The organism is Mycobacterium ostraviense, assembly GCF_002705925.1.
GTDB lineage: Bacteria > Actinomycetota > Actinomycetes > Mycobacteriales > Mycobacteriaceae > Mycobacterium > Mycobacterium ostraviense.
In genome coordinates this window covers 4,398,224-4,424,560 of sequence record NZ_NKRE01000001.1, presented here as the reverse complement: position 1 = coordinate 4,424,560, position 26,337 = coordinate 4,398,224, and the positions used below count along the sequence as shown (strand labels likewise).

The following is a 26,337-nucleotide window of genomic DNA, read 5'->3' as shown; positions in this document are numbered from 1 at the left end:
CGACGGCGTCGCCGATCCGGCATACGCTGCCGACATGGACGGCACCGGTGACAGCTCGGTCGCCCACGGCCCGCAGGCCCCCAGTCGGGCCGAACTGATGTCTGCGCACGCCGAGGGGTCGATATCTGAAGACGCGATCCTGACCAGCGCCCGTGAGCGCGCCATGGACATCGGCGCCGGAGCGGTGACTCCCGCGGTCGGCGCCCTGCTGAGCCTGCTGGCCAAGCTCAGCGGCGGCAAGGCGGTCGCCGAGGTGGGTACCGGAGCGGGTGTCAGCGGACTGTGGTTGCTGTCCGGCATGAGCAATGACGGCGTGCTGACCACGATCGATATCGAGCCCGAGCACCTGCGGCTCGCCAAGCAGGCCTTCCACGAGGCTGGAATCGGACCGTCGCGCACCAGGCTGATCGGCGGGCGTGCCCAAGAGGTGCTGACCCGACTCGCCGACGAAGCCTACGACCTGGTGTTCATCGACGCCGACCCGGTCGATCAACCGGACTACGTGGTCGAGGGTGTCCGGTTGCTGCGATCCGGCGGGGTCATCGTGGTGCACCGGGCAGCGCTGGGCGGACGGGCCGGTGATCCGGCGGCGCGCGACGCCGAGGTGACCGCGGTCCGGGAGGCGGCCCGACTGATCGCCGAGGACGAACGGCTCACCCCGGCGCTGGTGCCGCTGGGTGATGGGGTGCTGGCCGCAGTCCGGGATTAATTTCGCCGAGCAGACGCAAAATCGCCCTGGACCGAGCATTCTAGCGCGATTTTGCGTCTGCTCGGCGAAGTGCGCGACTCAGTGATTGAACTGCTGGACCACCTTCGCCAATTCGGCGCGACTAGCGATTCCGGCCTTGAAGGTGGCGCGGTAGATGTGCCCTTCGACGGTGCGGACCGACAGCGACAGGACCTCTGCGATCTCCCGGTTGGTCAGGCCCTTCGACACCACAAGTGCGATCGTTTTCGGCCAGTTGGCCGGTGGTAACGGCGGTCAAGGCGGCGACGGCGGTGCCGGTGGCGGCGGCGGCGACACCGGCACCGGTTCCATGCCGGTGCGGTCACCTGACAACACCGGGTTGGCAAATGGCGGCACCGGCGGCAACGGCGGCACCGGAGGCAACGGCGGCGATACCGGCTCTTCCGGCGGCAACGCCCCCCCTGCTCAAGCCGGCGACGGCGGCGCCGGTGGAGCCGGCGGCACGGGCGGCACCGGCTTTTCTCTCCCTGGGCTCAGTGGGCTGGGCGGCAGCACCGGCTCCAACGGCACCGTCGTGCCGTAACGACACGGCGGTGTGGTCCCTCAAGCCCATCAACCAACCTTTAACGGATTCCTGACGGTCCCTCCCTTGACTCTCGACTGAACATACGTTTAGTGTACTGAACATGCGTTCAGTCGACTTGACTGCGGCGGCCCGCATCAGGGATGCGGCCATCGAGCAGTTTGGTCAGCACGGTTTCGGCGTTGGACTGCGAAGCATCGCCGAAGCCGCGGGAGTGAGCGCCGCCCTGGTCATCCACCACTTCGGCTCCAAGGAGGGTCTGCGCAAGGCCTGCGACGACTACGTCGCCGAAGAGATCCGCAGCGAAAAGTCGGCGGCGATGCAGTCCAACGACCCGGCCACCTGGCTGGGCCAACTCGCCCAAGTCGAGTCCTACGCACCGCTGATGGCCTACCTGGTGCGCAGCATGCAATCCGGCGGTGAATTGGCAATGACATTGTGGCAGAAGATGATCGACAATGCGGAAGACTACCTCGAGGACGGAGTGCGGGCCGGCACCGTCAAACCCAGCCGCGACCCGCAGGCCAGGGCCAAATACCTGGCCATCACCGGGGGTGGCGGCTTTCTGTTGTACCTGCAAATGCATGCAACCCCAACCGATCTGCGTGCGGTACTCCGTGATTACGCGCGCGACATGGTGCTGCCGGCGCTGGAGCTCTACACCGAGGGCCTGCTGGCTGATCGCTCCATGTACGAGGCCTTCCTCGCCGAAGCGAAGCAAGGAGAATCCGATGTCCAGTGACAACGCCTCGGCCCTTATCGATATTCGGGGGCTGATCAAGAACTTCGGGGCGGTGCGTGCGCTCGACGGCCTTGACCTCACCGTGCACGAAGGCGAAGTCCACGGCTTCCTCGGACCCAACGGCGCCGGGAAGTCGACCACCATCCGGATTCTGTTAGGCCTGGCCAAGGCTGACGGCGGCAGTGCGCGGCTGCTGGGTCGCGACCCCTGGGCGGACGCGGTTCAGTTGCACCGCCAAATTGCCTATGTTCCAGGCGATGTCACGTTGTGGCCGACGTTGACTGGTGGCGAGACCATCGATCTGCTGGCTCGGATGCGGGGCGGTATCGACGAGAAGCTTCGTGCTGAGTTGATCGAGCGTTTCGAGTTCGACCCGTGCAAGAAGGTACGCACCTACTCGAAAGGCAACCGCCAGAAGGTGTCCCTGATTTCGGCATTTTCGTCGCGGGCCAGGCTGCTGCTGCTCGACGAGCCCTCCAGCGGTTTGGACCCGTTGATGGAGAACGTCTTTCAGCAATGTGTCAAGGAGGCGCGGGGCCGTGGGGTCACCATCCTGTTGTCCAGCCATATTCTGGCCGAAACGGAAGCCCTGTGCGAACGGGTCACCATCATTCAGGCCGGAAAGACCGTCGAGAGCGGCTCATTGGAATCCATGCGCCACCTCAGCCGCACCTCGATCAAGGCCGAAATGATCGGCGACCCTGGCGATCTCACCCGGATCAAGGGTGTCGAGGACGTCACGGTCGAAGGCAACACGGTGCGGGCCCAGGTCGACGGCGAAAGCCTGGGCGAGTTGGTCCGGGTGCTCGGCGACGCCGGGGTGCGCAGTCTGGTCAGTCAACCACCTTCGCTGGAGGAACTATTCCTGCGCCACTACAGCGTCGGCCCGCGCGTCGGCGAACGCAGCCAGGAGGTACCGGCGACATGAGCACCGCAACGCTGAATCGCCAACGCCCCGAACCGCAATCTGCACCGCAACGCGAGTCGGCTTTCACCGGCACCCTGGGACTGCTGCGGCTCTACTTACGGCGCGACCGCGTGGTGTTGCCGCTGTGGGTGTTTCTGCTGTCGGTGCCGCTGGCCACGGTGTATGTAAGCAGTATCGAGAAGGTCTACCCCGCCCGGCAGGATCGTGCGGGGTTCGTGGCCTCGATCGCTGCCAGCCCGGCCCAGCGAGCGCTCTATGGCCAGGTCTACAACGACAGTCTCGGCGCCGTCGGCATCTGGAAAGCCGGAATGTTCCACACCCTCATCGCGGTGGCGGTCATCCTCACCGTCATCCGCCACACCCGGGCCGACGAGGAGACCGGCCGGGCCGAGCTGATCGAGTCCACCGCCGTCGGCCGCTACGCAAGCCTCAGTGCGGCACTGCTGTTGTCGTTTTCGGCGTCGGTCGCAACCGGTGCTATCGGTGCGGCGGGACTGCTGACCACCAAGGTGGCGCCGTCCGGGTCGCTGGCCTTCGGCGCGGCCCTGGCCGGGTCGGGATTGGTGTTCACCGCCGTGGCCGGCGTCGCCGCGCAGCTATCGCCCAGCGCCCGGGTGACCCGCGGTGTCGCGTTCGCCGTGCTCGGCACGGTGTTCGCGCTTCGGGCCGTCGGTGACGCCGGGTCGGGGGCGTTGTCGTGGTTTTCCCCGCTGGGATGGTCACTTCAGGTCAGGCCCTATGCGGGGGATCGCTGGTGGGTGTTGATACTGCATCTGGCGACGGCCACCGCGCTGACCGTGGTGGCCTATCGGCTGCTCGCCGGCCGCGACGTCGGCGCCGGGCTCATCGCCGAACGCGGCGGTCCGGCCACCGCGGCACCCTGGTTGGGCAACATCTTCGGGCTGGCGTGGCGGCTTGACCGCGGCGCGGTGCTGGTCTGGACCGTGGGTCTGGTGCTTTACGGGCTGTTGATCGGCAGCATCGTGCACGGCATCGGACAGGAGTTGGGCAGTGGCACCGCGGTACGAGACATCGTCGCGCGGTTGGGCGGCACCAGCGTGCTGGAGCAAGCCTTTGTCGCGGTGGGCTTCACCATGCTGGGCATGGTCGCCGCCGCGTTCGCCGTCTCGCTGTCGCTACGCCTGCACCAGGAGGAACTCGCTCAGCGCGCCGAGACCCTGCTCGCCGGATCGGTATCCCGGATGCGGTTACTGTCAAGCCATTTGGTGATCGCGCTGGCCGGTCCGGCGGCTGCGATACTGCTCTCCGGCGTGGTGGCCGGACTCACCTACGGCGCCACCGCCGGCGACCTCGGCGGCAAGCTGACCACCGCTGTCGCCACCGCGGCGGTACAGCTACCGGGCGTCTGGCTACTGTCCGCGGTGACCATCGCATTGTTCGGTGTGGCACCGCGGTTCACACCGGTAGCGTGGGGCGTCCTGGTCGGCTTCGTCGCGTTGTACCTGCTTGGTTCGTTGTCGGGTTTCCCGCAGTGGCTGCTGGACTTGGAACCGTTCGCACACACCCCACGAGTTGGCGGCCGCGACTTCACCGCCGAGCCGCTGCTGTGGCTGCTGGCTATAGATGCGGGATTGACCACATTGGGCGCCATGGCTTTTCAACGACGTGACATGCGGAATTAGCCGAGAGCATCGGGAGGGGAAATGAAAACTGGTCTGCGGGCCGTTGTCTCGGGGCTGGCCGGTCTGATCGTATTCGGATTTGTGCTGTTTTACCCTGCGGGCACGTTCAACTATTGGCAGGCATGGGTTTTCATCGCCGTATTCACGGTTGCAACGATCGTGCCCAGCATCTACCTGGCCCGGACAAACCCGGCCGCGCTGCAGCGGCGCATGCACGCGGGACCGCGCGCGGAAACCAGGACAGCCCAGAAATTCATCATCATGGGCGCGTTCATCGGCGTCGTCGCCATGATGGTGCTCAGCGCGCTCGACCATCGATTCGGCTGGTCGGCAGTGCCGGTGGCGCTGTGCGTGGTCGGCGACCTACTCGTCGCGACCGGACTTGCAATCGCCATGCTGGTGGTCGTCCAGAACAGTTACGCCGCCGCGACGGTGACGGTGGAGGCGGGTCAGAAAGTGGTGTCCAGCGGTTTCTACCGGTTCGTGCGGCACCCGATGTACGTCGGGAACGTGATCTTGATGGTGGGCATGCCGCTTGCGCTGGGCTCCTATTGGGGGCTGCTGGGTGTCATCCCGGGGATGCTCGTCCTCGTTCTCCGCATTCTGGACGAGGAGAAGGCACTCGCCGTGGAACTGGATGGATATCGCGACTACATGCAGCGTGTGCGCTATCGGCTACTACCTCACGTCTGGTAGCAAGTCGGGTCGGAGTGGCGAAATTCGGTTGCTGCCAAGCCGGCACGTTCTAAGGTAACGGCGTGGCCAGAGATCCGGCACCCGCCCTGGACCGGCCGTGGCGACGGCCGGGGGCTCTTCGGTACGCACTCAGCCGGATTCACGGAATCGTCAAACCCGCGGTCGCCGTTACCGATCCCCCGGCCGACGTCCTCGTCGAGCGTGACGTCGACGTCATTACCCGCGATGGGACCGTATTGCGGGTCAACGTATTCCGGCGACCCGGCGGGGCCGCCCGGCCGGTCATCGTCAGCATCCATCCCTACGGCAAGGACGATTTGCCTACCAGGCGGCGCAAGCGCTGGACCGTCCCCCGGCTATACCGGGTGCTGCGCCAACCCGAGGCGGTGACATTCTCCGCCCTGACCGGTTGGGAGGCGCCGGACCCGGTCTGGTGGACCGCACACGGGTTCACCGTGGTCAATGCCGACTCGCGCGGCTGCGGTCGCTCTAACGGCACGGGGAGGCTGCTCTCCGCCCAGGAGGCCGAAGACACCTACGACCTGGTGCAGTGGGTGGCCGACCAGCCCTGGTGTGACGGCCGGGTGGTCATGCTCGGGGTGTCCTACCTGGCCATCAGCCAGTACGCCGTCGCCGCCCTGCAGCCACCGGCACTGCGGGCGATCTGCCCGTGGGAGGGCTTCACCGATGCCTACCGTGACCTGGCGTTTCCCGGCGGAATTCGCGAGGTTGGCTTCACCCGGTTTTGGTCACGCAACGTGCGTCGTACCCGGCAGGCCTACGACCTGGAGCAGATGCAGGCCGGTCATCCTATGCGCGACGAGGTATGGCGCGCAATCGTTCCCGATCTATCGGCAATCACGGTGCCGATGTTGGTCTGTGGCAGCTTCTCCGACAACAACCTGCACAGTCGGGGCTCTATCCGGGCCTTCACCGATGGCGGTTCCCGATGCGCCCGGCTCTATACCCATCGCGGCGGCAAGTGGGCGACGTTCTACTCCGAGTCCGCGTTGGCCGAGCAGCTCAAGTTCTTCCGCGACGTGCTCGACGGAGCACCCATGACCCGCAGCGTTCGCCTCGAGGTTCGCGAGGATCGCGACACCATCGCCGAGGTGCGCGAGGAGGCCGAATGGCCGCTCGCCCGCATCCATTGGCGGCCAATGTATCTCGCCGCAGCTGGAATGCTGACGACCGAAAGGCCGCCGAAAGCCGGCAGCATTACATTCGAAACACATTCTCGTGCAGCAGCTTTCAACTGGACCGTGCCATCCGACATCGAACTGACCGGACCTATGGCGGCCCGGCTCTGGGTGCAGCTGGACGGCGGCCAAGACGCGAACCTGTTCGTCGGCGTGGAGAAGTGGCGCGACGGGCGGTTCGTCGGATTCGAAGGGTCCTACGGCTGGGGCCGCGACCGGGTCACCACCGGCTGGCAGCGGGTCTCGCTGCGCGAGCTGGACCCCGAAGCCTCCCGGCCCTGGCAGCCGGTCCCGGCGTGCGTCCGGGCGCAGCCGGCTACCCCGGGCGAGGTGGTCGCCGTCGATGTCGCCCTGGGTCCGTCGGCGACGTTGTTTCGTGCCGGAGAGCAACTGCGCCTGGTGATCGCCGGTCGCTGGTTGTCCCCGCGCAACCCGCTCACCGGTCAATTCCCGGCCGCCTATCCGGACTCGCCGCGCAGTCGAATCACGCTGCGCTGGGGCCCCCGCTACGACGCCCACCTGTTGGTCCCGGAAATCCCCTGACCCGGTCACGGCCGGACAAGCCCGCACGCGACACGTTGCAGGCCCGCGCCGCTACCAAACCCGCTGGAACCGTGCCGGCTGTGATGAATGCGGCCACCCAAGCGTGATCGGACGCTGATCGGCGGCTGACCACTCAGGTGTCGTTCGACACGCTTCAGATCCAGACGCCTTTGCCCACCGCGACCACGCCGCCGGCGCTGACCGCGAACCTTTCCCGGTCTCGGTCCAGGTCCACTCCCACCATCTCTCCAGGCCCCACGACGACGTTCTTGTCCAAGATCGCGTGGCGTACCACCGCGCCACGGCCGACCCTGGTGCCGGGCATGATCACACTGCCCTCCACGATGGCGCCGTCGTCGACAACGACATTGGACGACAACACCGAGTTGCGCACCGAGGCCGCCGAAATGATGCTGCCGGCACCAACCACCGACTCCTGCGCCGAACCTCCGTTGACAAACTTCGCCGGCGCCAGATTCTCCGACTCACCCCGGATGGGCCAGCGCCGGTTGTACAGGTTGAACACCGGGTGCACCGACACCAGATCCATGTGGGCGTCGTAGAACGCATCCAGCGTCCCGACGTCACGCCAGTAAGCCCGGTCGCGGTCGGTGGCGCCCGGCACGTCGTTGTCGGAAAAGTCGTATACCGCCGCCATCCCGTCCTCCACCAGCCGCGGGATGATGTCCCCGCCCATGTCGTGATCCGAGTGATCGTCATCGGCGTCGGCGCGAATTGCGTCGATCAGCACCTTGGTGGTGAACACGTAATTGCCCATCGAGACGAACGTGGAGCTGGGGTCATCGGGGGTGGCGGGTGGGTCCAGCGGCTTCTCGAGGAAGCTGCGGATGGTTCCGGAGTCGTCGGCGTCAATGCAGCCGAACGCGCTGGCACCGGCACGCGGGACCCGGATGCCGGCCACCGTAGCGCCGGCACTGCTGTCGATGTGGAACCGGACCATCTGTTCCGGATCCATCCGGTACACGTGATCGGCCCCGAAAACCACCAGGTAGTCGGGATCTTCGTCGTAGATGAGATTGAGTGACTGGTAGATCGCGTCGGCGGAGCCGGTGTACCACCGCGGACCCAGACGCTGCTGCGCCGGCACCGGGGTAATGTATTCACCGGCCAAACCCGACAACCGCCAGTTCTGCGAAATGTGACGGTCCAGCGAATGTGACTTGTATTGGGTGAGAACACAGATCCTGAGGTATCGGGCATTGACGAGATTGGAAAGCACGAAATCGATCAACCGGTAGGCGCCCCCGAAGGGAACCGCGGGTTTGGCCCGGTCCGCCGTCAACGGATAAAGCCGCTTGCCCTCACCGCCGGCCAAAACGACGCCCAGCACGTGCGGCGCTTCCCTCATGGCCTCAAACCTATCGGCACCCGCGAACCGCTGCCAGGGGCATCCCCGTCTAGCCGCCGTTGTGACGGGCTGCTGGCCAAGGTAATTGGCCGGTCCGTCGGCTCCTCAACTGCCCGCGATGCGGGCCGCCTCGTCGCCGACACCACCGACTAGTCCGGCTCCTCAGCTGCCCGCGATGCGGGCCGCCTCGTCGCCGAACTACGGTGCTGCGTATGCGGGTAGCGATGATGACTCGGGAATACCCACCGGAGGTCTACGGCGGCGCCGGGGTACATGTCACCGAACTGGTATCCCAACTGCGGCGTTTATGTGCAGTCGACGTGCACTGCATGGGCGCGCCTCGCCCGGGAGCCATCACACATCAGCCCGACCCGCGGCTGCGCAACGCCAACACCGCACTGTCGACCCTGTCCGCGGACCTGGTGATGGCCAACGCTGCGAGTGCGGCCACCGTCGTGCATTCACACACCTGGTACACCGGCCTGGCCGGCCATCTGGCCAAGCTGCTCTACGACATCCCGCATGTGTTGACCGCGCACTCGCTCGAGCCGATGCGGCCATGGAAAGCCGAGCAACTGGGCGGCGGCTACCAGGTCTCGTCATGGGTCGAAAACACCGCCGTGCTCGCCGCAGACGCCGTCATCGCCGTCAGCGCCGGTATGCGTGACGACCTGCTGCGCACCTATCCGACACTGGACCCGGACGTGGTGCATGTGATCCGCAACGGGATCGACACCGACGTGTGGTATCCGGCCGGACCCGTGCGCACCGGGTCGGTACTGGCCGAACTCGGAGTCGATCCAAACCGGCCGATAGTGGCGTTCGTCGGCCGGATCACCCGGCAAAAAGGCGTTCCACATTTGCTGGCGGCGGCCCATCAGTTCAGCCCGGATATTCAGGTGGTGCTCTGCGCGGGGGCTCCCGACACCCCCGGGATCGCCGATGAGGTGCGGTCCGCGGTGGCTCAACTGGCCCACACCCGCACCGGGGTGTTCTGGGTCCGCGACATCCTACCGATCGGAAAACTACGTGAAATACTCTCTGCTGCAATGGTTTTCGTATGCGCTTCGGTGTACGAGCCGTTAGGCATCGTCAACCTGGAGGCAATGGCCTGCGCTACCGCGGTAGTGGCCTCCGACGTTGGGGGGGTGCCCGAGGTGGTCGCCGACGGGGTCACCGGGTCCCTGGTGCATTACAACCCTGATGACCCGAGCGGTTACGAGGCCGGGTTGGCCGAGGCGGTCAATGCGCTCGTCGCCGACCCTGCCACAGCGAAGCGTTACGGCCAGGCCGGGCGTCAGCGCTGTATCGAGGAGTTCTCCTGGGTGCACATCGCCGGGCAGACGCTGGACATCTACCGGAAGGTCTGCCAGTGACGCACCACCCGCCCCGCAGCTGATTCAGCTGGTAACGCTCTTCAGTTCGTCACCGAGTGCCGCGGCTTCGTCGGGTGTCAGCTCCACGACGAGACGGCCGCCACCCTCGAGTGGTACCCGCATCACGATGCCGCGCCCCTCTTTGGTTGCTTCCAGAGGACCGTCGCCGGTCCGGGGCTTCATCGCCGCCATCGAGTGCTCCCTCCAGATTCGAGCTGGCCCGCCCTCGCGGACCTGGTCGGCGCCGAGCATGCCCCGTAAGTGGATTCCCAGCCGTACCCGACATTGAACTGCCAAATCACCCCTCCATTGTTCCCTATTCCGGTTCACCAGGTGCACAAGACCCTGTTCTGTGGCCGCGCAGGGCTGTCGAACCCGCCTGCGGGTCGCTGGTCGGGATTTTCGACGCCCGCCTTCAGGGGATGGCCGCAACACCTCTGATATGAGGACTTTCGCCGTCCGCGATCGCCCGGCGCCGCGCCGCACTCACCGGTAAGGCACCCAGCACGTGCGGACGTGATCGTCCACCATCCCGGTGGCCTGCATCAGCGCGTAGCCGGTGGTGGGCCCGACAAAGCGAAACCCGTGCCGTTTCAATTCGCGCGCCATCGCCGTGGATTCCGCAGTGGCTGAAGGGATGTCGGACGGGGTTGCCGGCCGCCGCCGGGGCGGGGGCGCGAACGACCACAGCAGGTCCGAAAGGGCCTGTGATGACCCGAGCTCGGCAGCAGCGCGCGCGTTGGCGATGGTCGCCTCGATCTTGGCCCGGTTGCGCACAATGCCCGCGTCTGCCAGCAACCGCTGCACATCAGTGTCGGTGTAGTTGGCGACCGCCTCGATGTCGAACCCGGAAAACGCGCGCCGAAAGTTCTGCCGTTTCCGCAAGATGGTCAACCACGACAGGCCGCTCTGGAAGGCCTCCAAGCTCATCCGCTCGAACAACGCCACCCCGCCGTACAGCGGGCGCCCCCACTCCCGGTCGTGGTAGTTGCGGTAAAGCTCGGCGTCAGGACCGGCGCGAACCACCGCCCAGCCGCAGCGCACCAGGTCGTCGTCGCTCACGTCGGGTTGGGACGGTCGTAAGCGACGGCGTCCACGTCAGCTGCCTCGGCGCTCTCCAGCCAGGCCTCGGCTTCACCGGCGGGGGGCGATCCGTGGACGGCGGCCAGCTGGCCGCGCAACTCATCCAGCTCACGGCCGAGCCGCTCCAGCACCCAGTCGACCTCGCTGGTCTTGTAGCCGCGCAGCACCTGGGTGAACTTGACCGCCTCGACGTCGGCCGCGGTGATGCCGGACGCGGGCAGCACCGTCGCCGTCGTCGCCCGCGGCAGCGGCGGCAACTGCTCGCCGCGCCCGAACAGCAGGCTCGCCGCACCGAACAACACGATCGCCACCAGGACCAGCACCACCAGGTACAGCAATACCAACGCCACGTCGTCGATCTTGCCCTAAGCGGCCGACAATCCAGTGTTCAGCGGGGTCTCAGCACTTTCATCGGCGGCCGGTCGGCCAGCGAGACCGGCCAGGTGTGCTCGGTGTAGCCGTCACCGACGGCAAAGAACTGGGTCAACCCGACCCCGGAGTCGGGGATTCCGCACCGGGACAGCAGGGTAGCGATGACCTGGCGGCTCATCGCGCCCAGTTCGGCCAGCGGCCGGTTGCGGTGGGCCCGCACGCCAAGGTTGACCTGCGCGATAGCGTCCAGGCCCAGCCGATCGAAGGTGTCGACCAAAAGACCGATCTCCACGCCGTAGCCGGGGGCGAACGGCAGCGACGTCAACAGCTCCCGGCTGGCCGCGTACTCACCGCCCAGCGGCTGCAGCACGCCGCCCAGCTCGGGCCGCAGCGCCGCCAACAGCGGCCGCGCCACCAGCTCAGTGACCCGGCCCCCACCGGTGGCTCCCGCACTGCCGCCGGCATCGCTGACGGTGAGCGGTCGCCGGTAGAAGCTTTTGACCAGATGAATACCGTCGCGGGTGAGCAGCGGGCCGACCAGCCACGGAACGAACATCGGGTGCGGGTTGACTAGGTCGGAGTCGACGAACACCACGATGTCGCCTCTGGTGGCGGCCAGCGAGCGCCACAGCGCCTCACCCTTGCCCGGGCGCGTCGGAACCTCGGGCAGCGCCTGTTCACGGCTGACGACGCGGGCGCCGGCGGCGACGGCACGGATCTCGGTGTCGTCGGTGGAGCCGGAATCCAGGACGATCAGCTCGTCGACCAGGCCGCCGGACTCCCGGACCAACGGCGAGATGCTGTCGATCACCGATTCGATGGTTTCTTCCTCGTTGAGGGCCGGCAGCACCACCGAGATCGTCCGCCCCGCCTTGGCCGCCACCAGTTCGCCGATCGTCCAGCGGGGACGGTTCCAGCTACGGTCCGACAACCAGGTGTCACCGGGTTTCGCCGCCAGTGCCCGGTCAGCGACCAACTCCGAGGCCGTCATGCGAGTCCCCTCACCGTGCGCATCGGAGGTCGCGTCCCCTGGATGGCGGCAACCATCTCCAGCACCCGCCTGGTGGCCGCGACCTGGTGCACCCGAAACATGCGCGCTCCGGCAGCCGCTGCCAGCGCGGTGGCTGCCAGCGTTCCCTCGAGGCGTTGGGTCACGTCCACCCCCAGAGTCTCCCCGATAAAGTCCTTGTTGCTCAAAGCCATGAGCACCGGCCACCCGGTCTTAACAAGATCGTCCACGTGGCGCAACAGCATCAGCCCGTGGAAGGTGTTCTTCCCGAAGTCGTGCGCCGGGTCGATCAGCACCCGGTCGCGGGCTACTCCGGCCGCGACCGCTCGCTCGGCCGCGGCGGTGACCTCGCGAACGACGTCGTCCACGACAGCGCGGGCGGTCAAGCCGTAGCTCACCCGGAACGGACGGGTGCGCGGCAGCGCTCCCCCGGTGTGGGCGCACACCAGGCCCGCGCCGAACTCGGCCGCCACCTCGGCTATCGCCGGGTCTACACCCCCCCAGGTGTCGTTGATCAGATCGGCGCCGGCCGCGCAGGCCAGCCGGGCCACCTCCGAGCGCCAGGTGTCGACGCTGATCAGCTGGTTCGGGTAGGCAGCACGCAGCCACTCGACGAAGGGCAGCAGCCGGGCGATCTCGGTGTCGGCGTCGACGTCCTGGCCGGGGCCGGCTTTGACGCCACCGACATCGATGACGTCGGCCCCTTCGTCGATGGCCCGGTGGGCGGCTTCTCTGGCGGCTCCGTCGCTGAAGGTCGCACCCTTGTCGTAGAACGAATCCGGGGTGCGGTTGACGATCGCCATGATCAGTGGACGATCCGCGGCGACTGGGCGGCCGCACAGCGTTGACTGCACGTCTACATAGTGCCGGACCATCGAGCCTGCGCTCAGCGCTACTCAACGGTGGGCGGGCGCACTGTGGACGCAGTTTCGGCGCTGTCAGCGCAGGCTCGACGCCAACGCGTGACTGCGAGGGCTGCCAACCAGCTCGATTGACGGGTGCGCTACCCTGGCGCCGCTCAGCCCCGGGGGCGTTTACCGGCCGCGACCTCTTGCGGGTACTCGGCGTAGTACGGCACATAGCCCTCGTCGCGGCCGGCAAGCACGTACAGCGGATCATCGACGTCCGCACCGTAAGCCTGCTGGCGCAGCTCCACTTTGCGGCTCTTGAACGTCGTGGTGTGCGCCATCGACTCGACCACCCGCACGAACAGCGGCAGGGCATAGCCGGGCAGCTGACCGTATACGGCCCGAGCCAGCGATTGCCCGTCGAACTGGGCGCCGTCGCGCAGCTTGACCGCGGCCATGCCGGCGCGGCCGCCGGTGTTGGGCACCTCCACGCCGTAGACCGTGCACTCCTCGACCGCGGGGTCGGCCGACAGCGCCGCTTCCACCTGCGTGGTGGCAACGTTTTCGCCCTTCCACCGGAAGGTGTCGCCCAGCCGGTCGACGAACGCGGCATGCCCCATGCCCTGCGGACTCATCACGTCGCCGGTGTTGAACCAGCAGTCGCCGTCACGAAAAGCGTTGCGCACCAACTTCTTTTCGCTGGCCGCCGGGTCGGTGTAGCCGTCGAACGGCTGCAGCCGGTTGACCGGGCTGAGCAACAGTCCCGGCTCACCGGGGGGCACCCGGCGTACCCGGCCGCTCCCGTCGCGCAGCGGAGCTCCGGTGTCCGGGTCGTATTCCACATAGGCCAGCGGCATCGGCGAAACGCCGGTGGTCCTGGGCACGTTGAAGATGTTGATGAAAGCGGAATTCCCCTCGCTGGCAGCGTAGAACTCGCAGACTCGCGCAATGCCGAACCGCTCGGTGAACTCGTCCCAGATCTCCGGCCGCAAGCCGTTGCCGGTGATCACCCGCACCCGGTGCGCGCGGTCGGTCGATTTGGCCGGCTGGTTGAGCAGGTAACGGCAGACCTCGCCGATATAGATGAACGAGGTGGCGCCGCTGGCGATTACCTCGTCCCAGAACCGCGATGCCGAGAACGATGCGCCCAGAGCCAACGTCGCCCCGGAATTGATCACCGACGACACCGCCACGGTCAGCGCGTTGTTGTGGTACAGCGGCAGGCAGCTGTACAGCGTGTCGGAGCTCTTCAGCCGCAGCCCCATGCCGCCGAACACCGCCAGCGCCCGCAGCCACCGGTGGTGGGTCATCACGCTGGCCTTCGGGTAGCCAGTGGTGCCCGAGGTGAAAATGTAGAAGGCGGTGTCCTTGGCCCGCACCGCCGCGGCCGACGCGGGGTTGCCGGCCGGCGCGGTGGCGGCGAAGCGCTCCAAGTCGTCGACGGTCACCACCTGGCCGGCTGGGCCGCCGCTTTCGCTGACGGCGCTGACCAGGTCCGACTCGACGAGCAGCAGCTTGGCGTCCAACAGACCCAGGCTGTGGGCGAGCACCTCGCCGCGCTGGTGGTAATTGAGCATGCCGGCGACGGCGCCACACTTGACGACGGCCAGCATCGCCAGCACCGTGTTGGGCGAGTTGCGCAGCATGATGCCGACCACGTCGCCGGGGCCGACGCCCCGGGCGGCCAGTACTGCGGCGTACCGGTTGGCGATCGCGTTGGCCTCGCGATAGGTCAACTGCTGCTCGCCAAACTTCACGAAGACCCGGTCACCGAAGCGGGCGGCCCGGTCCTGAAAAACGCTCCCGATCGATGCCTTGGACGTTGGCCGCGCCAGCAACCCGGTCACCGCCCCCCGCACGATCGACGGGGTGTCTGCCAGTACTCCGGGCACCCGGGCCGCAACGTCGGTGAGCTTGACCCGTGCCCGCGCGCCACCCTGGTGATCGGACACGTTCTCCCTCGATTCGCTTGAGAAGTGACGGGCGCGGCGCCCTTGCCCGGTCACACGGGTGCGCACAATTCCAGCGCCGCGCTCACCTTATCGACCACCATCAGCCGTTCCATCGCTACCTGCGCGATGAAACCGGTGTCGACCAATCCGTTCAGCCACGCCAATAGACCGTCGTAGTGTCCCCACGGGTCGAGGATCACGATCGGTTTGCGGTGCATACCGAGATAGCCAGTAGTCCAGGCATCGAGGAGCTCGTCCAACGTCCCTAGGCCACCCGGCAGCACGATGAATCCGTCGGCGCGTTCCTCCATGATGTGCTTACGCTCGCGCATGGTGTCGGTGACGATCAGCTCGTTGGCCGCGTCAGCGTCGGACAGTTCGCGGCGGATCAGCAACTTGGGAATCACTCCGACGGTCCGGCCGCCGCGCGCATGCGCCGCGCCGGCGACCGCGCCCATGGCCGAAAGGTTGCCGCCGCCCCAAACCAGAGTCCAGCCGCAGTCGGCGATTGCCTCCCCGAGCTCCGCGGCGAGTTCGAGCAATTCCGGATGCGTCGGTCCAGCCGCGCAGTAGACACATATCGCCCACTCTTTTTCGGCTGAGTCGAGTCGTGGGCACATATACCGAAACGTAGACCAACACGGCGGAACGCGAGCAGAATTGGGCCACCATTGCGCCAGTTCATATCGAGCGCCATAAGATTCCAGCGGTGCCCATTCGATGGAACGTCCCGCAACATGCGGCCGCGTTGAAGCGGCTGGATGTTTCCTTGGGTGATGCATCGGCTACCGGAGGGGCCGTCGTACTCGGACCTGACGGCGTCGGCAAATCCACCTTGGCCCGATTAGCCGCCGAACAATTCTGCCGCCGGCACCCGACCACTCTCATCCGCTGGGTCATCGGCACCCCGACCGAACGCGTGGTGCCATTCGGCGCCTTCGGCCATCTGGTGAACATCGCCGAGCTTGGCAAGCCGGCCGCCTTACTGCGGGCCGCCCGGGCATCGCTGAGCGGCGACGATCAGCAAGGCGACCTGCTGCTCATCGTCGACGACGCCCACAACCTGGACATCCTGTCGGCCACCCTGGTGTACCAGTTGGCGCTGACCGGTACGGCCCGGATGATCGTCACCGCCCGCAGCGGGGATGTCACCACCGCGCCCGAGGCCATCACCGCGCTGTGGACCGACGGTTTGCTGGACCGGATCGACATCGAGCCGCCGGGCGGAGCGACCGAACCGGCCGAGGTCGACGAATTCATCGCCGAATTGCCCGCCGCGGCGCGGTCGGTGCTGGATTACCTCGCCATCGCCGAACCGTTGTCGCTCGCCGACCTGACCTACCTCGTCGGTGACGGCGCCGTGCGGCAAGCGGAGGAGCTGGGTGCGGTGGAAACCCGGGTACGCGGCGGACACGCCGAGGACCCGATGGTCTACACGGCGCACCCGCTGTTCGCCGAACGCGCGCGTGCCGGCCTAGGGCCCGACGGCGCGCGACGACGCCGAACCGACATCGTCGCGCTGCTGTCGCGGCATCCGACCGAACACCTCAGCGACCGGCTGCGACTGGCGTCGCTCGCACTGGACAGCGAAGCCGCGCAGCCGGTGACAGAGGTCGTCGACGCCGCGCAGCAGGCGCTGCGCCTCGGTGACGTGCGGCTTGCCGAGCGGTTGGCCCGAGCGGCGCTGGAGCGGTCGGCCGGGCTAGACGCACGGCTGGTCCTGGCCCAGGCGCTGAGCTGGCAGGGACGCGGCCGGGAAGCCGCCGGGGTGCTGGCGGCTGTGGACCCTGACGGCCTTTCGGAGGCCGAGCTGAGGGCGTGGGCGGTACCGCGGGCGGCCAACCAGTTCTGGATGCTCGGCGAGCCGGAGCGGGCCACGGCGTTCCTGCAGACCACCCGCAACCGGATCAGCGAGCCCACCGCGCAGGCCGAGCTTGACGCGTTGACGGCGACGTTCGCCATGAACGCCGGCAACCTGCCGCGGGCCATCACGCTGGCCAGCAAGGTGTTGTCCCAACCGTCCCCCGGCGACACGGCCGTGGCGTGGGCGGCCAGCGCCGCCGCGCTGTCGTCGGCTCGGATGGGTCGGTTCCGCGACGTCGAGCCGCTGGCCCAGCGGGCGTCGGCCGCCGAGCATCCTGGGCTGCTGCGGTTCACCGTGGGCCTGGCTCAGATCACCTCGCTGCTGATGGCGGGTGAGATCGCCCAGGCTCAGACGCTGGCCCAGCAGTTCACCGACTTTGCCGAGCTGCAGCAGCCCGGTCGCGCCATCGGTGAGGTTTTGCTGGGACACGTGCTGCTCACCAAGGGCGAATTCGGTGCTGCGGCATCGCTATTGGAGCCCGCCGCCGCCGAACTGGAACGCAGCGGCTATTCCTGGGGCCCGCTGTCGCTGATGCTACTGGCCACCGCCATCGCGCAGCAGGGCCGCATCGCCGAATCCGCGAAAGCGTTGCGGCGCGCCGAAACCCGACACGGCACCAAGTCAGCGTTGTTCGCCCCCGAACTGATGCTCGCCCGCGCGTGGACCAAAGCGGCCGCCCGGGACAGGGCCGGCGCCATCGCCGATGCCCGCGAGGCGGCCCGGACCGCTGAGCGTGGCGGGCAGTCGACGGTGGCACTGCGGGCCTGGCATGATGCCGTTCGCCTCGGCGACATTCGGGCAATAGTGCCGGTGACCCGGCTGGCCACCGAAATCGACTGCCCGGTAGGCGATCTCGTGGCCAGACACGCCCGTGCGCTGGCCGATGGAGATGCTGCCGAGCTGACCGCGGTGGCCGACGAGCTGGCCGCGATCGGGATGGCCGCCGCGGCTTCGGACGCAGCAGCAGCGGCAGCGGCGAACCAGTCGGGCTAGCCGCTCAAGTAGCGCCGCAGCATGTCGACGGCCACCGTGATCTGGGCGGCCGGAACCCGCTCGTCGCGCCGGTGCGCCAGGTTGGGATCACCGGGTCCGTAGTTGACCGCAGGAATGCCCAGCGCCGCGAAGCGCGACACGTCGGTCCAGCCGTACTTCGCCCGGACCTGGCCGCCGGCGGCCTCGACCAGTGTTTTAGCGGCCGGCTCCGCCAGCCCGGGCAGGGCACCCGGGGCGGCGTCGGTCTGCTCGATCTGCACGTCGAGCCCGTCGAATACCGCGTGGACATGTCGCAGGGCCGCAGCCACCGACCGGTCGGGGGCAAAGCGGTAGTTCACCGTGACCGACGCGCGATCGGGAATCACGTTGCCGGCCACGCCGCCGTCGACCCGCACCGCCGACAATCCCTCGCGGTAGGTGCAACCGTCGATGTCGACGCTCCGGGCCGGGTATCGCGCCAACCGGTCCAGGACCGCGCCCAGTTTGTGAATTGCGTTGTCGCCCAACCAGGAACGCGCCGAATGGGCGCGGGTGCCGGTGGCGCTGATCACGACGCGCAGCGTGCCCTGGCAGCCGGCCTCGATATAGCCGGCGGTCGGCTCGCCGAGGATGGCCACGTCAGCCGACAACCAGTCCCGCAGCTCATTTTGGATGCGGCCCAACCCGTTTGCCGCAGCCTCGATTTCCTCGCAGTCGTAGAACACCAGCGTCAGGTCGTGCACCGGATCGGCCACGGTGGCGGCCAGATGCAGGAAAACCGCGTCACCGGACTTCATGTCGGCGGCGCCGCAACCATACAGGTCGCCGTTCTCGAGCCGGCTGGGCAGGTTGCCGGCCACCGGCACGGTGTCGAGGTGTCCGGCCAACAGCACCCGTGACGGCCGGTTGCGGCTGGTGCGCGCCAGCACGGCATTGCCGTTGCGAATGATCTCGAAGCCGGTGGTCTGGGCCCGCAGTGCGGCCTCCACCTCGTCGGCGATGCGGGCCTCGTGGCGCGACTCGCTGGGGATGTCGACCAGTGCCGCGGTCAATTCGATCGGGTCCCCGCGTAAGTCCAGCACAGCGACCAGGGTAGTGGGTCACCCCTTGCGGCGAGCAGACATAGAATCGCACTCCCGGGCGCCCCGGGATGCGATTCTATGTCTGCTCGCGCCAGCAAGTAGCGTGTCGAGGCGTGACTGGAGCAGCAGGCATCGGCTTGGCGACTCTCGCCGCCGACGGATCGGTCCTCGACACCTGGTTCCCCGCACCGGAGCTGACGGAATCGGATGGCAGCGGAACCTCCCGACTGGCCCTGTCCGACATTCCCCCCGACCTGGTCGCACTGATCGGCCGCGACGACGATCGCGGCACCGAAGTCGTCGCGGTCCGCACCGTCATCGGCTCACTGGACGAGGTCGCCGCCGACGCGTACGACGCCTACCTTCGGCTCCATCTGCTGTCGCACCGGTTGGTGGTGCCGCACGGGCTGAACGCCGGTGGCTTGTTCGGGGTGTTGACGAACGTGGTGTGGACGAGTCGCGGACCGTGCGCCATCGAGGGGTTCGAAGCGGTGCGGGCACGGCTGCGCCGCCACGGACCGGTCACGGTCTACGGCGTCGACAAGTTCCCGCGGATGGTCGACTACGTCCTGCCCACCGGGGTGCGCATCGCCGACGCCGACCGGGTGCGGCTGGGCGCCCACCTGGCGCCCGGCACCACCGTGATGCACGAGGGCTTCGTCAACTACAACGCCGGAACCCTGGGCGCCTCAATGGTCGAGGGCCGTATCTCGGCGGGCGTGGTCGTGGGCGACGGCTCCGACATCGGCGGCGGGGCCTCGATCATGGGGACCCTGTCTGGCGGTGGCACCCAGGTCATTTCGATCGGCAGACGCTGCCTGCTCGGCGCCAACGCCGGGCTGGGCATCTCCCTGGGCGACGACTGCGTGGTGGAGGCCGGCCTCTACCTCACCGCCGGCACCAAGGTCACCATGGCGGACGGAACCGCGGTCAAGGCGCGCGAACTTTCCGACCACAGCAACCTGCTGTTCCGCCGCAATTCGGTGACCGGGGCCGTCGAGGTGGTAGCCCGCGACCGGGAAGGCATCACACTCAACGAGGATCTGCACGCCAACTAACCCTCAAATAAGCGAGCCGAACGCGGTGCCCGTGGTTTCGGGAAGCAGATAGGTGCAAACCAGGCTGACCGCCACCAGCGCGGCCATCATCACGCCGACCGCCCAACTGCCGTAGACGGCCATCAGGGTGCCGGCGACCAACGGCGGCGCCGCGCCACCGGCAATGCCGGCGAGGTTGATCGACAGGGCGGTGCCGGTGTAGCGGTAGCGGGTGGCGAACAGTTCGGGGAGCAGTGCAACGACGGGTCCGAAACCAGCCGCCGCGATGGCGTAGACGCCGAGGATCGCCACGGCGAACCAGGTGCGATCGCCGGAGTCGATCAGCGGCATCACCAGCAGCGACCACGGGAGGCCCGCTGCCCATCCGACCAGCATGAGGCGCCGGCGCCCGAACCGGTCGCACAGCGTCGCCGTCGTCGACGCGAACACGATGCAGGTCAGCCCGCCCAGCACCCCGACCAGCAGGATGAAGTCGCGGGAATAGCCCAGCCGGGTTTGCGCGTAGGAGGGCAGGTAGGTGCTGGCCAGATACAGGTAGCCGAAGACCGCGAGCACGCTGCCAGCAGCCAGGACCAGTTCGCGGCGCTGCCGGCGCAGCACTTCGGCCAACGGCGCGGGGTTGCGGGTTGCTTCACCGGCGTCGGCCTTGGCCATCTCGCCGGCGAAGACCGGGGTCTCCCCGATTTTGAGGCGCACATACAAACCGACGACGATCAGCACCGCGCTCAGCAGGAACGGGCTACGCCATCCCCAGTCCACGAATGCGAAGCTGTCCGCTCCGACGGTGTAGTTCACGCCCAGATAAGTGAGGCCGCTCAGCACCAGCGCGACACCCCCGCCGATCGCGGTGAACATCCCGTAATAGCCGCGTTTGTGCGTGGGCGCGGACTCGGCACTCAACAGCGCCGATCCGGCCCATTCACCGCCGATGGCAAAACCCTGCAGCAGACGAAGCAGTATCAGAATCAGTGGAGCTAGCAGCCCGATGGTGGCGGTCGCGGGCACCACGCCGACGGTGACCGTCGACACGGCCATGATCAGCAACGTGGCGACCAGGGTCGCCTTACGGCCCAGTCGGTCCCCGAAATGTCCGAACACCGCCGCACCGAGCGGCCGCGACAGAAACGCCGTGGCGAATGTCCCCATCGAGGCGACGGTGGCCATCGCAGGGCCGAGACCGGGATAGAACACCGAGGGAAACACCAGCGCGGCCGCGGTGCTGTAGATGGAGAAGTCGTAGTATTCGACCGCTGAGCCGACGACGCAGGCGAGCGCCACCCTTCTCATCGGTGTTACCAGCGGGCCGGGCTCACTCGTCCCGATACCGGCCACCGCGCCGCTGGCCGCCTCCGCGGTTCCATACACGGCGATGACGATAAGCTACGAAGCCGACCGGATTCCGCTCCAGGGCCGTGAATTTAGTGCCAATATGCTGAGCAAGGCCGTTCCGAGCTCGCGGATCGCTACCTAGCCCAGCGAAACCCGTTGCGCAGCAAGCTGAGGCGCCGGCTCGTCCGGTGTGCGACGATCGTCATATTAAGCAACCGAGGTTGACATTGTAGACGCGCCACCCTACCGTCAGATTGTCAACCATGTATGACAGCCAGGAGCCGAGGTGAGCTCGACGACACGGCAACGGGTTACAGCAGACCCGGTTCATTCAGCGTCGACACGACGGGCTTTTCGAGCCCAACAGCCTCACCCTGAGCCGAAGGGAGTTCGACATGTCAACCATTCGCACCTTGTCGGCGGGTGTCCTCTGTGCCCTTGGCCTTTCGCTCGCGGGGACGGTAGCGGAACCCGCTATAGCGTCGGCCGCCCCGGGGCAACCGAACGCGGGTCCGATGCATCCGGGCGGGGCTCCGATGAATTCGGCAGCAGGTCCGCTTCACCCGGGCCGGGGGCCGATGGACCCCGCGTCAGGTCCGATGCGCCCGGGCGTGGCTCCGATGCACCCGGTGCCGCCGCCAACCCACCCGATCTATCACCACACCGATCACTTGACCCACCCGATTTGGTCGGTCACCCATCCGTTCTGGGCACTTGTGCCCTGATCGAACCGCTGCTTTGCCCCCGGCACATCCCCCTCCCCCGTGCGCCGGGGGCAAACCCCGTTGATCGGCCGGTCGCCCGCACTTGCCCGGCATGTGTACGTCACCGGCCCGGGCGCACGCCGGAAATCCGGCGACTGTTCACCGCCTGACGTGGTGCACGACGACCCGCCCGCCGTCTTTCGGCAGGAAGCCGAGGCCACCCGCCCGAATCTTCTCCGGCGGTGCCGTGGTGGTTTCGATGGTCAAGTGGCGCAAGATGGTTCGCAGCACCACGTTCATTTCCATCTTGGCGAACGCGGCCCCCGCGCAGCGCCGGGTTCCGCCCCCGAACGGAACCCAGGCAAAGGGCGACGGTTTCCCCTCGATGTAGCGTTGCGGATCGAACCGATCAGGATCTGGGAACGTGCCGGCGTCGGCATGGCACCGCGAAATGCTGACGACGATGGAATAGCCCTCGGGAATGACGTACTCACCCAACTCGAACGACGGCGCGCGCACCCGGCGACCGGAGAAGTCGATCACCGACCTGGTGCGCTGCACCTCGTAGATCGCCGCATGGCGCAGCTCGTTGTCGTCGGTGTCGGCCTCCTCCACGAGCGCCGACAACACCTCGGGCTGGCGGGTCAGCCGTTCGAACACCCAGGCCAAGGTGGTTGCGGTGGTCTCGTGTCCGGCGACCAGAAGAGTGAGCAGATCGTCCCGGACGTCCTCGCGCGACATGGGTGAACCGTCGTCGTATGCGCTGCGCAGCATCAGCGAGAGAATGTCGGCGCGGTCCTCCAACTCCGAGCCTGATTGGGACTTGTCGATGATCCTGTCGATGATCGTGTCGTACTTGCCCCGCCATTCCGCTAGCCGGCCCCACGGGGTGTAGCGACCATAGGTTCGGTTGGGCAGGGGCAGCGTCGACAATCGTGAACCCCACTTCGCCCACGGCACGATGACCTGGCGCAGCTCGTCGAAGTCGTCCCCCTCGGCGCCGAACACGGCGCGCAAGATCACGTTGAGGGTGATGCGCTTCATCGCCGGCAGCGTCGGGAAGGCCGTGCCATCGGGCCAATCGGCGATTTCGCGCAGCGTCTCCTGCTCGACGATCCGCTCGTAATTCCTCATGTTGCTGGCACGGAAGGGATGCGCCAGCAGCTTTCGGCGCCTGCGGTGCTCTTCGCCGTCGAGCCCGAATACCGAACCCGAGCCCAACAGCCGGCTCAAGTTGGGCTGAATGGCGCCGAGTTCGTCTGTCGTGCTGGTGAATACCTTTTTGGCCAACCTCGGGTCGGCCACGACGACCAGGCGTCCGAATACCGGCACATCGAGCCGAAACGCACCGCCGTAGCGGCGTGCGAGCTGCTCGGTGGCCCACCGCCGCGCCGCGAAGAATGCGATGCCCTGCAGTCCCTTCGGGATTATCGGCGGTGGCGCCGGCGGCAACTTGGCCGTGGTGGTTGCCGGGCCAACCGGTTCACTCATCTCGGCAACTATGGGAGACGGTGATCGCGAGCCCGGCGGCTGGTGCGAGGGTCATAAACGACGGGTACCCGGCAGAATACGTCTAAAACAGTTGACAGTTTTATGAGTTTGTTATGCCCGGCAGCGGATCTCGGTTACTCGATCACCCCTCTGAGATCGAACTCGGCGAGGGTGCGTGCCGCCAGCTCACGCAATTGGGGCTTGGAGCAGACCTCACCGGCCTGGTAGGCGACGACGGTGATGCACATCTTGCCGCTGATCCGCACAAACACCAGCGATAGTTCGCCGTGGCGCTCGAGATGCTCCCGCATAACCCGTTGGATCACACCACCGCCGAACGCGTATTCGGCTTCGGTTCCGTCGGGGCAGGCCGCCACGGCGGCCAGATCGCCGAGACTCGAACACGCCACGGGCTGATCGTCGTAGCCGAACGCGGCTTCTGCCAGCCGTTTGAGCGCCCGCTTCGGGACGTACGGCACCAGCGGGGCAAGCGGAAGCATCGGCGAGGCCACTTCCGGGGTTTCGCGCATGGTGTTGAACGCCCGCTTGATGGCCGCGCGGGTTTGCGACAAGTCGGTCGTCACCCCACTCGGGTCGACACTCACGCTCACAAACGACAGCGTGTTGGCCCGGGCGTCGTCTTCGGTGCGGTTGCTGAGCGGCACCTGCAAGGTGACCGTGCCGTCACCGGAGCGTCGGCGCCCCATCCGCTCGCCGAGTTTGGCCGCCAACCCGGCAGCCAGGTGGTGACTGGTTCCGCCAAGGGCGTTGGCGCGCTCATCCCACTGATCCAGATCGACGTGGATGGCGATAGCCGGCACCACGACACGTTCGTCGCCGTAGCCGCTCCCGGCGGCGACGGACCGCGACGGTGTCGACGCGGTGGCAGTCGCCTCCTCGTGGCGACGACGCCGGGCCGCTCTCGCCGCCCCGGCAAGGGACCGGCCAACCTCGGGAGCGCCCCGCACGGTTTGGCGGGCGTCCTGGGCCAGCGCCCGCAGCCGGGTGCGGGAATGCGGCGGCGGATAGCCCAGGTTGCGCGTCTTGCCGATGGCCGCCTCGGCGACCGCGAGACCTATTCCCAGCCCGTCGATCAGGCAGTGCGACGCCACCAGGCTGACCGCGGTCGAGCCGTCCGTCAGCGGAAGCACACCAAGGTGCCAGGCGGGCCCGCGCTCCGGATCGATCGGTTGCTGAGCGCGCTCGTCGATCCAGTCGCTGAGTTCACCGCGCGGACGCGGACACTCGGCCACGTCCATCTCAGCCGGCCCCCGGTCACAGACCCAACGATGGCGGGCGAACGGCAGTGGCGAACGCTCGATGCGCCGCCCCAGCAATCCATAGCCGAGGTTGTGGTGGAAGCGTTTCAGTGCCTCGAAGTTGACGGGATGTTCGTATACCCACACACACTGGACGACAGCGGCCCGGTCCATGGCGCGCAGCAGCGCAAACATGGCTTGGTCCATGGACGACAGCTGATTGTCCGGCGGTACTTCGCCGATGGGTGCATTGCCTTTCCGGAGCGTCTGCAGCGCACGCGCCGGACGTATCTGGACTGGCACTTGTCGGCCTCCGATCGATTGCGAGTTATGTCGCCGGGCAAACACCCGCACCCGCGGTCAACGGGTCAGGCCGGCGCCTCGCGCCGGCATGACTTCCTTGCCGGCGATGGCCACCGGAATCCGTTTCGCATGCTTTGCCGATGCGGCCGAACGCGAATCAGACATTGGTCACGACGCGGTTGGCGACGGTGTTGGTGTGATCGTTGATGTAGAAGTGCCCGCCGTCGAAAAACGACAACGTGAATTTGCCGCGGGTGTGGTTGCCCCACCGGTGCAGTGACCCGGCATCGACGCGGTTGTCATCCCGGGCGCCGATGACGTGGATATCGGCGCGAATCCGCACACTGCAGCCGCAGCCGTACCGGTTGAGCGCCTCGTAGTCGCAGCGCGCCGCATTGGTCAGCAGCGCAGCGAACTCCTCGTCGGCCAATAACCGCGGGTCGGTCCCGCCCATGTTGGCAAGGTCGGCAAGCAGTTCCGGGTCACTGGTCGGCAGCTGGGGCAGGTCCGCGACGGCCGATGGCACCGGGCCGGCCGACACCCACAGCTTGCGCACCGCAATACCGCGCTGTTCGGCGATCCGGGCGAACTCGAAAGCGACCACCGCGCCCATGCTGTGCCCGAACAGCCGCAGCGGCGCTGCCTGGTGCCAGGGGCCTGCCTGGAACAACCCCCGGGCCAGGTCGTGGATATCTCTGGGCGCCGGATGGTTCAGCCGCTCGGCCCGCTGCGGGTACTGGACGATGAACGTGTCGCCGCCGGCGGCTAGGGCCGTCGCTAATTTCCGATAGCTGGTGGCCGCCGCTCCGGCGTGCGGGAACACTACGATAGCGCCGCGGTGCGGTTGTCGGTCCGGCCCTGGGACGTGTTTGATCCAGGGCGCGAATGTGGTTGACATATTTGTCCTTTCATCGATCGTCAGTGCGTCAGTGGGTGCCGCGTGGGGCATCGCTTGGTGGCGGCCCGGCTTTCTTGACCGGGTCCTCCTTGGTTGTCGGTGCGCTCTGGTGTGTTGCGGGCGTCGTGTTCGACTCGCGACGGCGCCGTCACACGGCATCTAATTCGGGATCGAGTGCCGCTGCGGCCCTGGCTGGATTCGGCGCCATCGGCGTCATCGGCTTCAAAGGCGGCCGGCGCGACCAACACCGACGCGGACCCAATCCGCGCCAACTGCTGCCCGCCGAGCCGCTCGAACACATTCACTGCGATTCCCTGCGCAGACGCAGTCAAAACCATGACGTGGG

24 protein-coding genes are annotated in these 26,337 nt (G+C 67.3%); 10 read left to right on the top strand and 14 right to left on the bottom strand.

Going from position 1 to position 26,337, the window contains the following annotated elements; genetic code table 11:
• Positions 1-34: 34 nt before the first annotated feature.
• Positions 35-709, top strand: coding sequence for an O-methyltransferase (locus CDN38_RS20715; protein ID WP_075513562.1), 675 nt, complete (start codon positions 35-37; stop codon positions 707-709).
• 78 nt (positions 710-787) lie between these two features.
• Here CDN38_RS20715 and CDN38_RS20710 read toward each other — a convergent pair whose 3' ends face one another.
• Positions 788-937, bottom strand: a complete 150-nt coding sequence (locus CDN38_RS20710) for a response regulator transcription factor (RefSeq protein ID WP_244307488.1) — start codon at positions 935-937, stop codon at positions 788-790.
• Between CDN38_RS20710 and CDN38_RS31940 the strand changes: the two genes are divergently transcribed.
• The 6 genes from CDN38_RS31940 (at position 918) to CDN38_RS20680 (ending at position 7,022) form a co-directional block, all read left to right on the top strand.
• Positions 918-1,271 (top strand): hypothetical protein, encoded by a 354-nt coding sequence (locus tag CDN38_RS31940; protein ID WP_161951714.1) that lies wholly within the window; start codon positions 918-920, stop codon positions 1,269-1,271. The two genes, CDN38_RS20710 and CDN38_RS31940, sit on opposite strands and share 20 nt — an antisense overlap.
• Positions 1,272-1,374: 103 nt before the next feature.
• Positions 1,375-2,013 carry a TetR/AcrR family transcriptional regulator gene (locus CDN38_RS20700; protein ID WP_075513522.1) on the top strand — a complete coding sequence of 213 codons (639 nt, stop codon included), beginning with the start codon at positions 1,375-1,377 and terminating at the stop codon, positions 2,011-2,013.
• Positions 2,003-2,941 carry an ABC transporter ATP-binding protein gene (locus CDN38_RS20695; RefSeq protein ID WP_075513521.1) on the top strand — a complete coding sequence of 313 codons (939 nt, stop codon included), beginning with the start codon at positions 2,003-2,005 and terminating at the stop codon, positions 2,939-2,941. The genes CDN38_RS20700 and CDN38_RS20695 overlap by 11 nt, the downstream gene beginning before the upstream one ends.
• Positions 2,938-4,584 carry an ABC transporter permease gene (locus tag CDN38_RS20690; RefSeq protein WP_099319156.1) on the top strand — a complete coding sequence of 549 codons (1,647 nt, stop codon included), beginning with the start codon at positions 2,938-2,940 and terminating at the stop codon, positions 4,582-4,584. Before CDN38_RS20695 ends, CDN38_RS20690 begins: the two co-directional genes overlap by 4 nt.
• A 21-nt stretch (positions 4,585-4,605) precedes the next feature.
• Positions 4,606-5,280, top strand: coding sequence for a methyltransferase family protein (locus tag CDN38_RS20685; RefSeq protein WP_075513520.1), 675 nt, complete (start codon positions 4,606-4,608; stop codon positions 5,278-5,280).
• 62 nt (positions 5,281-5,342) lie between these two features.
• Positions 5,343-7,022: a CocE/NonD family hydrolase gene (locus CDN38_RS20680; RefSeq protein ID WP_075513519.1), complete on the top strand. Its 1,680-nt coding sequence runs from the start codon at positions 5,343-5,345 to the stop codon at positions 7,020-7,022.
• Between the two features lie 154 nt (positions 7,023-7,176).
• Here CDN38_RS20680 and glgC read toward each other — a convergent pair whose 3' ends face one another.
• Entirely contained in the window at positions 7,177-8,391 is a 1,215-nt protein-coding gene (gene glgC, locus CDN38_RS20675) for a glucose-1-phosphate adenylyltransferase (RefSeq protein ID WP_075513518.1), read from the bottom strand.
• Positions 8,392-8,603: 212 nt separating this feature from the next.
• Between glgC and glgA the strand changes: the two genes are divergently transcribed.
• Entirely contained in the window at positions 8,604-9,767 is a 1,164-nt protein-coding gene (gene glgA, locus CDN38_RS20670) for a glycogen synthase (protein WP_075513517.1), read from the top strand.
• A 24-nt stretch (positions 9,768-9,791) separates the two neighbouring features.
• Here the strand turns inward: glgA and CDN38_RS20665 are convergent, their stop codons facing one another.
• From CDN38_RS20665 to log, 7 genes are all read right to left on the bottom strand, one after another.
• Positions 9,792-9,959, bottom strand: a complete 168-nt coding sequence (locus CDN38_RS20665) for a DUF3117 domain-containing protein (protein WP_011211259.1) — start codon at positions 9,957-9,959, stop codon at positions 9,792-9,794.
• A gap of 294 nt (positions 9,960-10,253) precedes the next feature.
• Complete coding sequence (locus CDN38_RS20660; RefSeq protein ID WP_075513516.1) at positions 10,254-10,829, bottom strand: DNA-3-methyladenine glycosylase I; 576 nt, start codon at positions 10,827-10,829, stop codon at positions 10,254-10,256.
• Positions 10,826-11,200, bottom strand: coding sequence for a DivIVA domain-containing protein (locus tag CDN38_RS20655; protein WP_099319155.1), 375 nt, complete (start codon positions 11,198-11,200; stop codon positions 10,826-10,828). The genes CDN38_RS20660 and CDN38_RS20655 overlap by 4 nt, the downstream gene beginning before the upstream one ends.
• Before the next feature lie 38 nt (positions 11,201-11,238).
• Positions 11,239-12,213: a glucosyl-3-phosphoglycerate synthase gene (locus tag CDN38_RS20650; protein ID WP_075513514.1), complete on the bottom strand. Its 975-nt coding sequence runs from the start codon at positions 12,211-12,213 to the stop codon at positions 11,239-11,241.
• The gene (gene folP / locus CDN38_RS20645; RefSeq protein ID WP_099319154.1) at positions 12,210-13,106 is read right to left on the bottom strand and encodes a dihydropteroate synthase; all 897 of its coding nucleotides are present in this window, start codon (positions 13,104-13,106) and stop codon (positions 12,210-12,212) included. Before folP ends, CDN38_RS20650 begins: the two co-directional genes overlap by 4 nt.
• 143 nt (positions 13,107-13,249) lie before the next feature.
• Entirely contained in the window at positions 13,250-15,031 is a 1,782-nt protein-coding gene (gene fadD6, locus CDN38_RS20640; protein ID WP_075513513.1) for a long-chain-acyl-CoA synthetase FadD6, read from the bottom strand.
• Positions 15,032-15,081: 50 nt separating this feature from the next.
• A complete protein-coding gene (gene log / locus CDN38_RS20635; RefSeq protein ID WP_075513512.1) occupies positions 15,082-15,651 on the bottom strand; it encodes a cytokinin riboside 5'-monophosphate phosphoribohydrolase in 570 nt (189 codons plus the stop codon).
• Positions 15,652-15,740: 89 nt separating this feature from the next.
• On the opposite strand from log, the gene CDN38_RS20630 reads away from it, so the two are divergent.
• Positions 15,741-17,888 (top strand): AAA family ATPase, encoded by a 2,148-nt coding sequence (locus tag CDN38_RS20630; RefSeq protein ID WP_075513511.1) that lies wholly within the window; start codon positions 15,741-15,743, stop codon positions 17,886-17,888.
• Here the strand turns inward: CDN38_RS20630 and dapE are convergent.
• Entirely contained in the window at positions 17,885-18,949 is a 1,065-nt protein-coding gene (dapE, locus tag CDN38_RS20625; protein ID WP_075513510.1) for a succinyl-diaminopimelate desuccinylase, read from the bottom strand. The genes CDN38_RS20630 and dapE overlap by 4 nt on opposite strands.
• A 68-nt stretch (positions 18,950-19,017) precedes the next feature.
• Between dapE and dapD the strand changes: the two genes are divergently transcribed.
• The gene (gene dapD / locus CDN38_RS20620) at positions 19,018-20,007 is read left to right on the top strand and encodes a 2,3,4,5-tetrahydropyridine-2,6-dicarboxylate N-succinyltransferase (RefSeq protein WP_099319153.1); all 990 of its coding nucleotides are present in this window, start codon (positions 19,018-19,020) and stop codon (positions 20,005-20,007) included.
• Between the two features lie 3 nt (positions 20,008-20,010).
• Here dapD and CDN38_RS20615 read toward each other — a convergent pair whose 3' ends face one another.
• From CDN38_RS20615 to CDN38_RS20600, 4 genes are all read right to left on the bottom strand, one after another.
• The gene (locus CDN38_RS20615; protein WP_075513559.1) at positions 20,011-21,294 is read right to left on the bottom strand and encodes an MFS transporter; all 1,284 of its coding nucleotides are present in this window, start codon (positions 21,292-21,294) and stop codon (positions 20,011-20,013) included.
• 905 nt (positions 21,295-22,199) lie between these two features.
• A complete protein-coding gene (locus tag CDN38_RS20610; RefSeq protein WP_099319152.1) occupies positions 22,200-23,531 on the bottom strand; it encodes a cytochrome P450 in 1,332 nt (443 codons plus the stop codon).
• Between the two features lie 134 nt (positions 23,532-23,665).
• On the bottom strand, positions 23,666-24,997 hold the full coding sequence (locus CDN38_RS20605; protein WP_142361302.1) for a wax ester/triacylglycerol synthase domain-containing protein: 1,332 nt from the start codon (positions 24,995-24,997) through the stop codon (positions 23,666-23,668).
• A gap of 253 nt (positions 24,998-25,250) precedes the next feature.
• Positions 25,251-25,991 carry a thioesterase II family protein gene (locus tag CDN38_RS20600; protein ID WP_180276362.1) on the bottom strand — a complete coding sequence of 247 codons (741 nt, stop codon included), beginning with the start codon at positions 25,989-25,991 and terminating at the stop codon, positions 25,251-25,253.
• Positions 25,992-26,337: the final 346 nt, after the last annotated feature.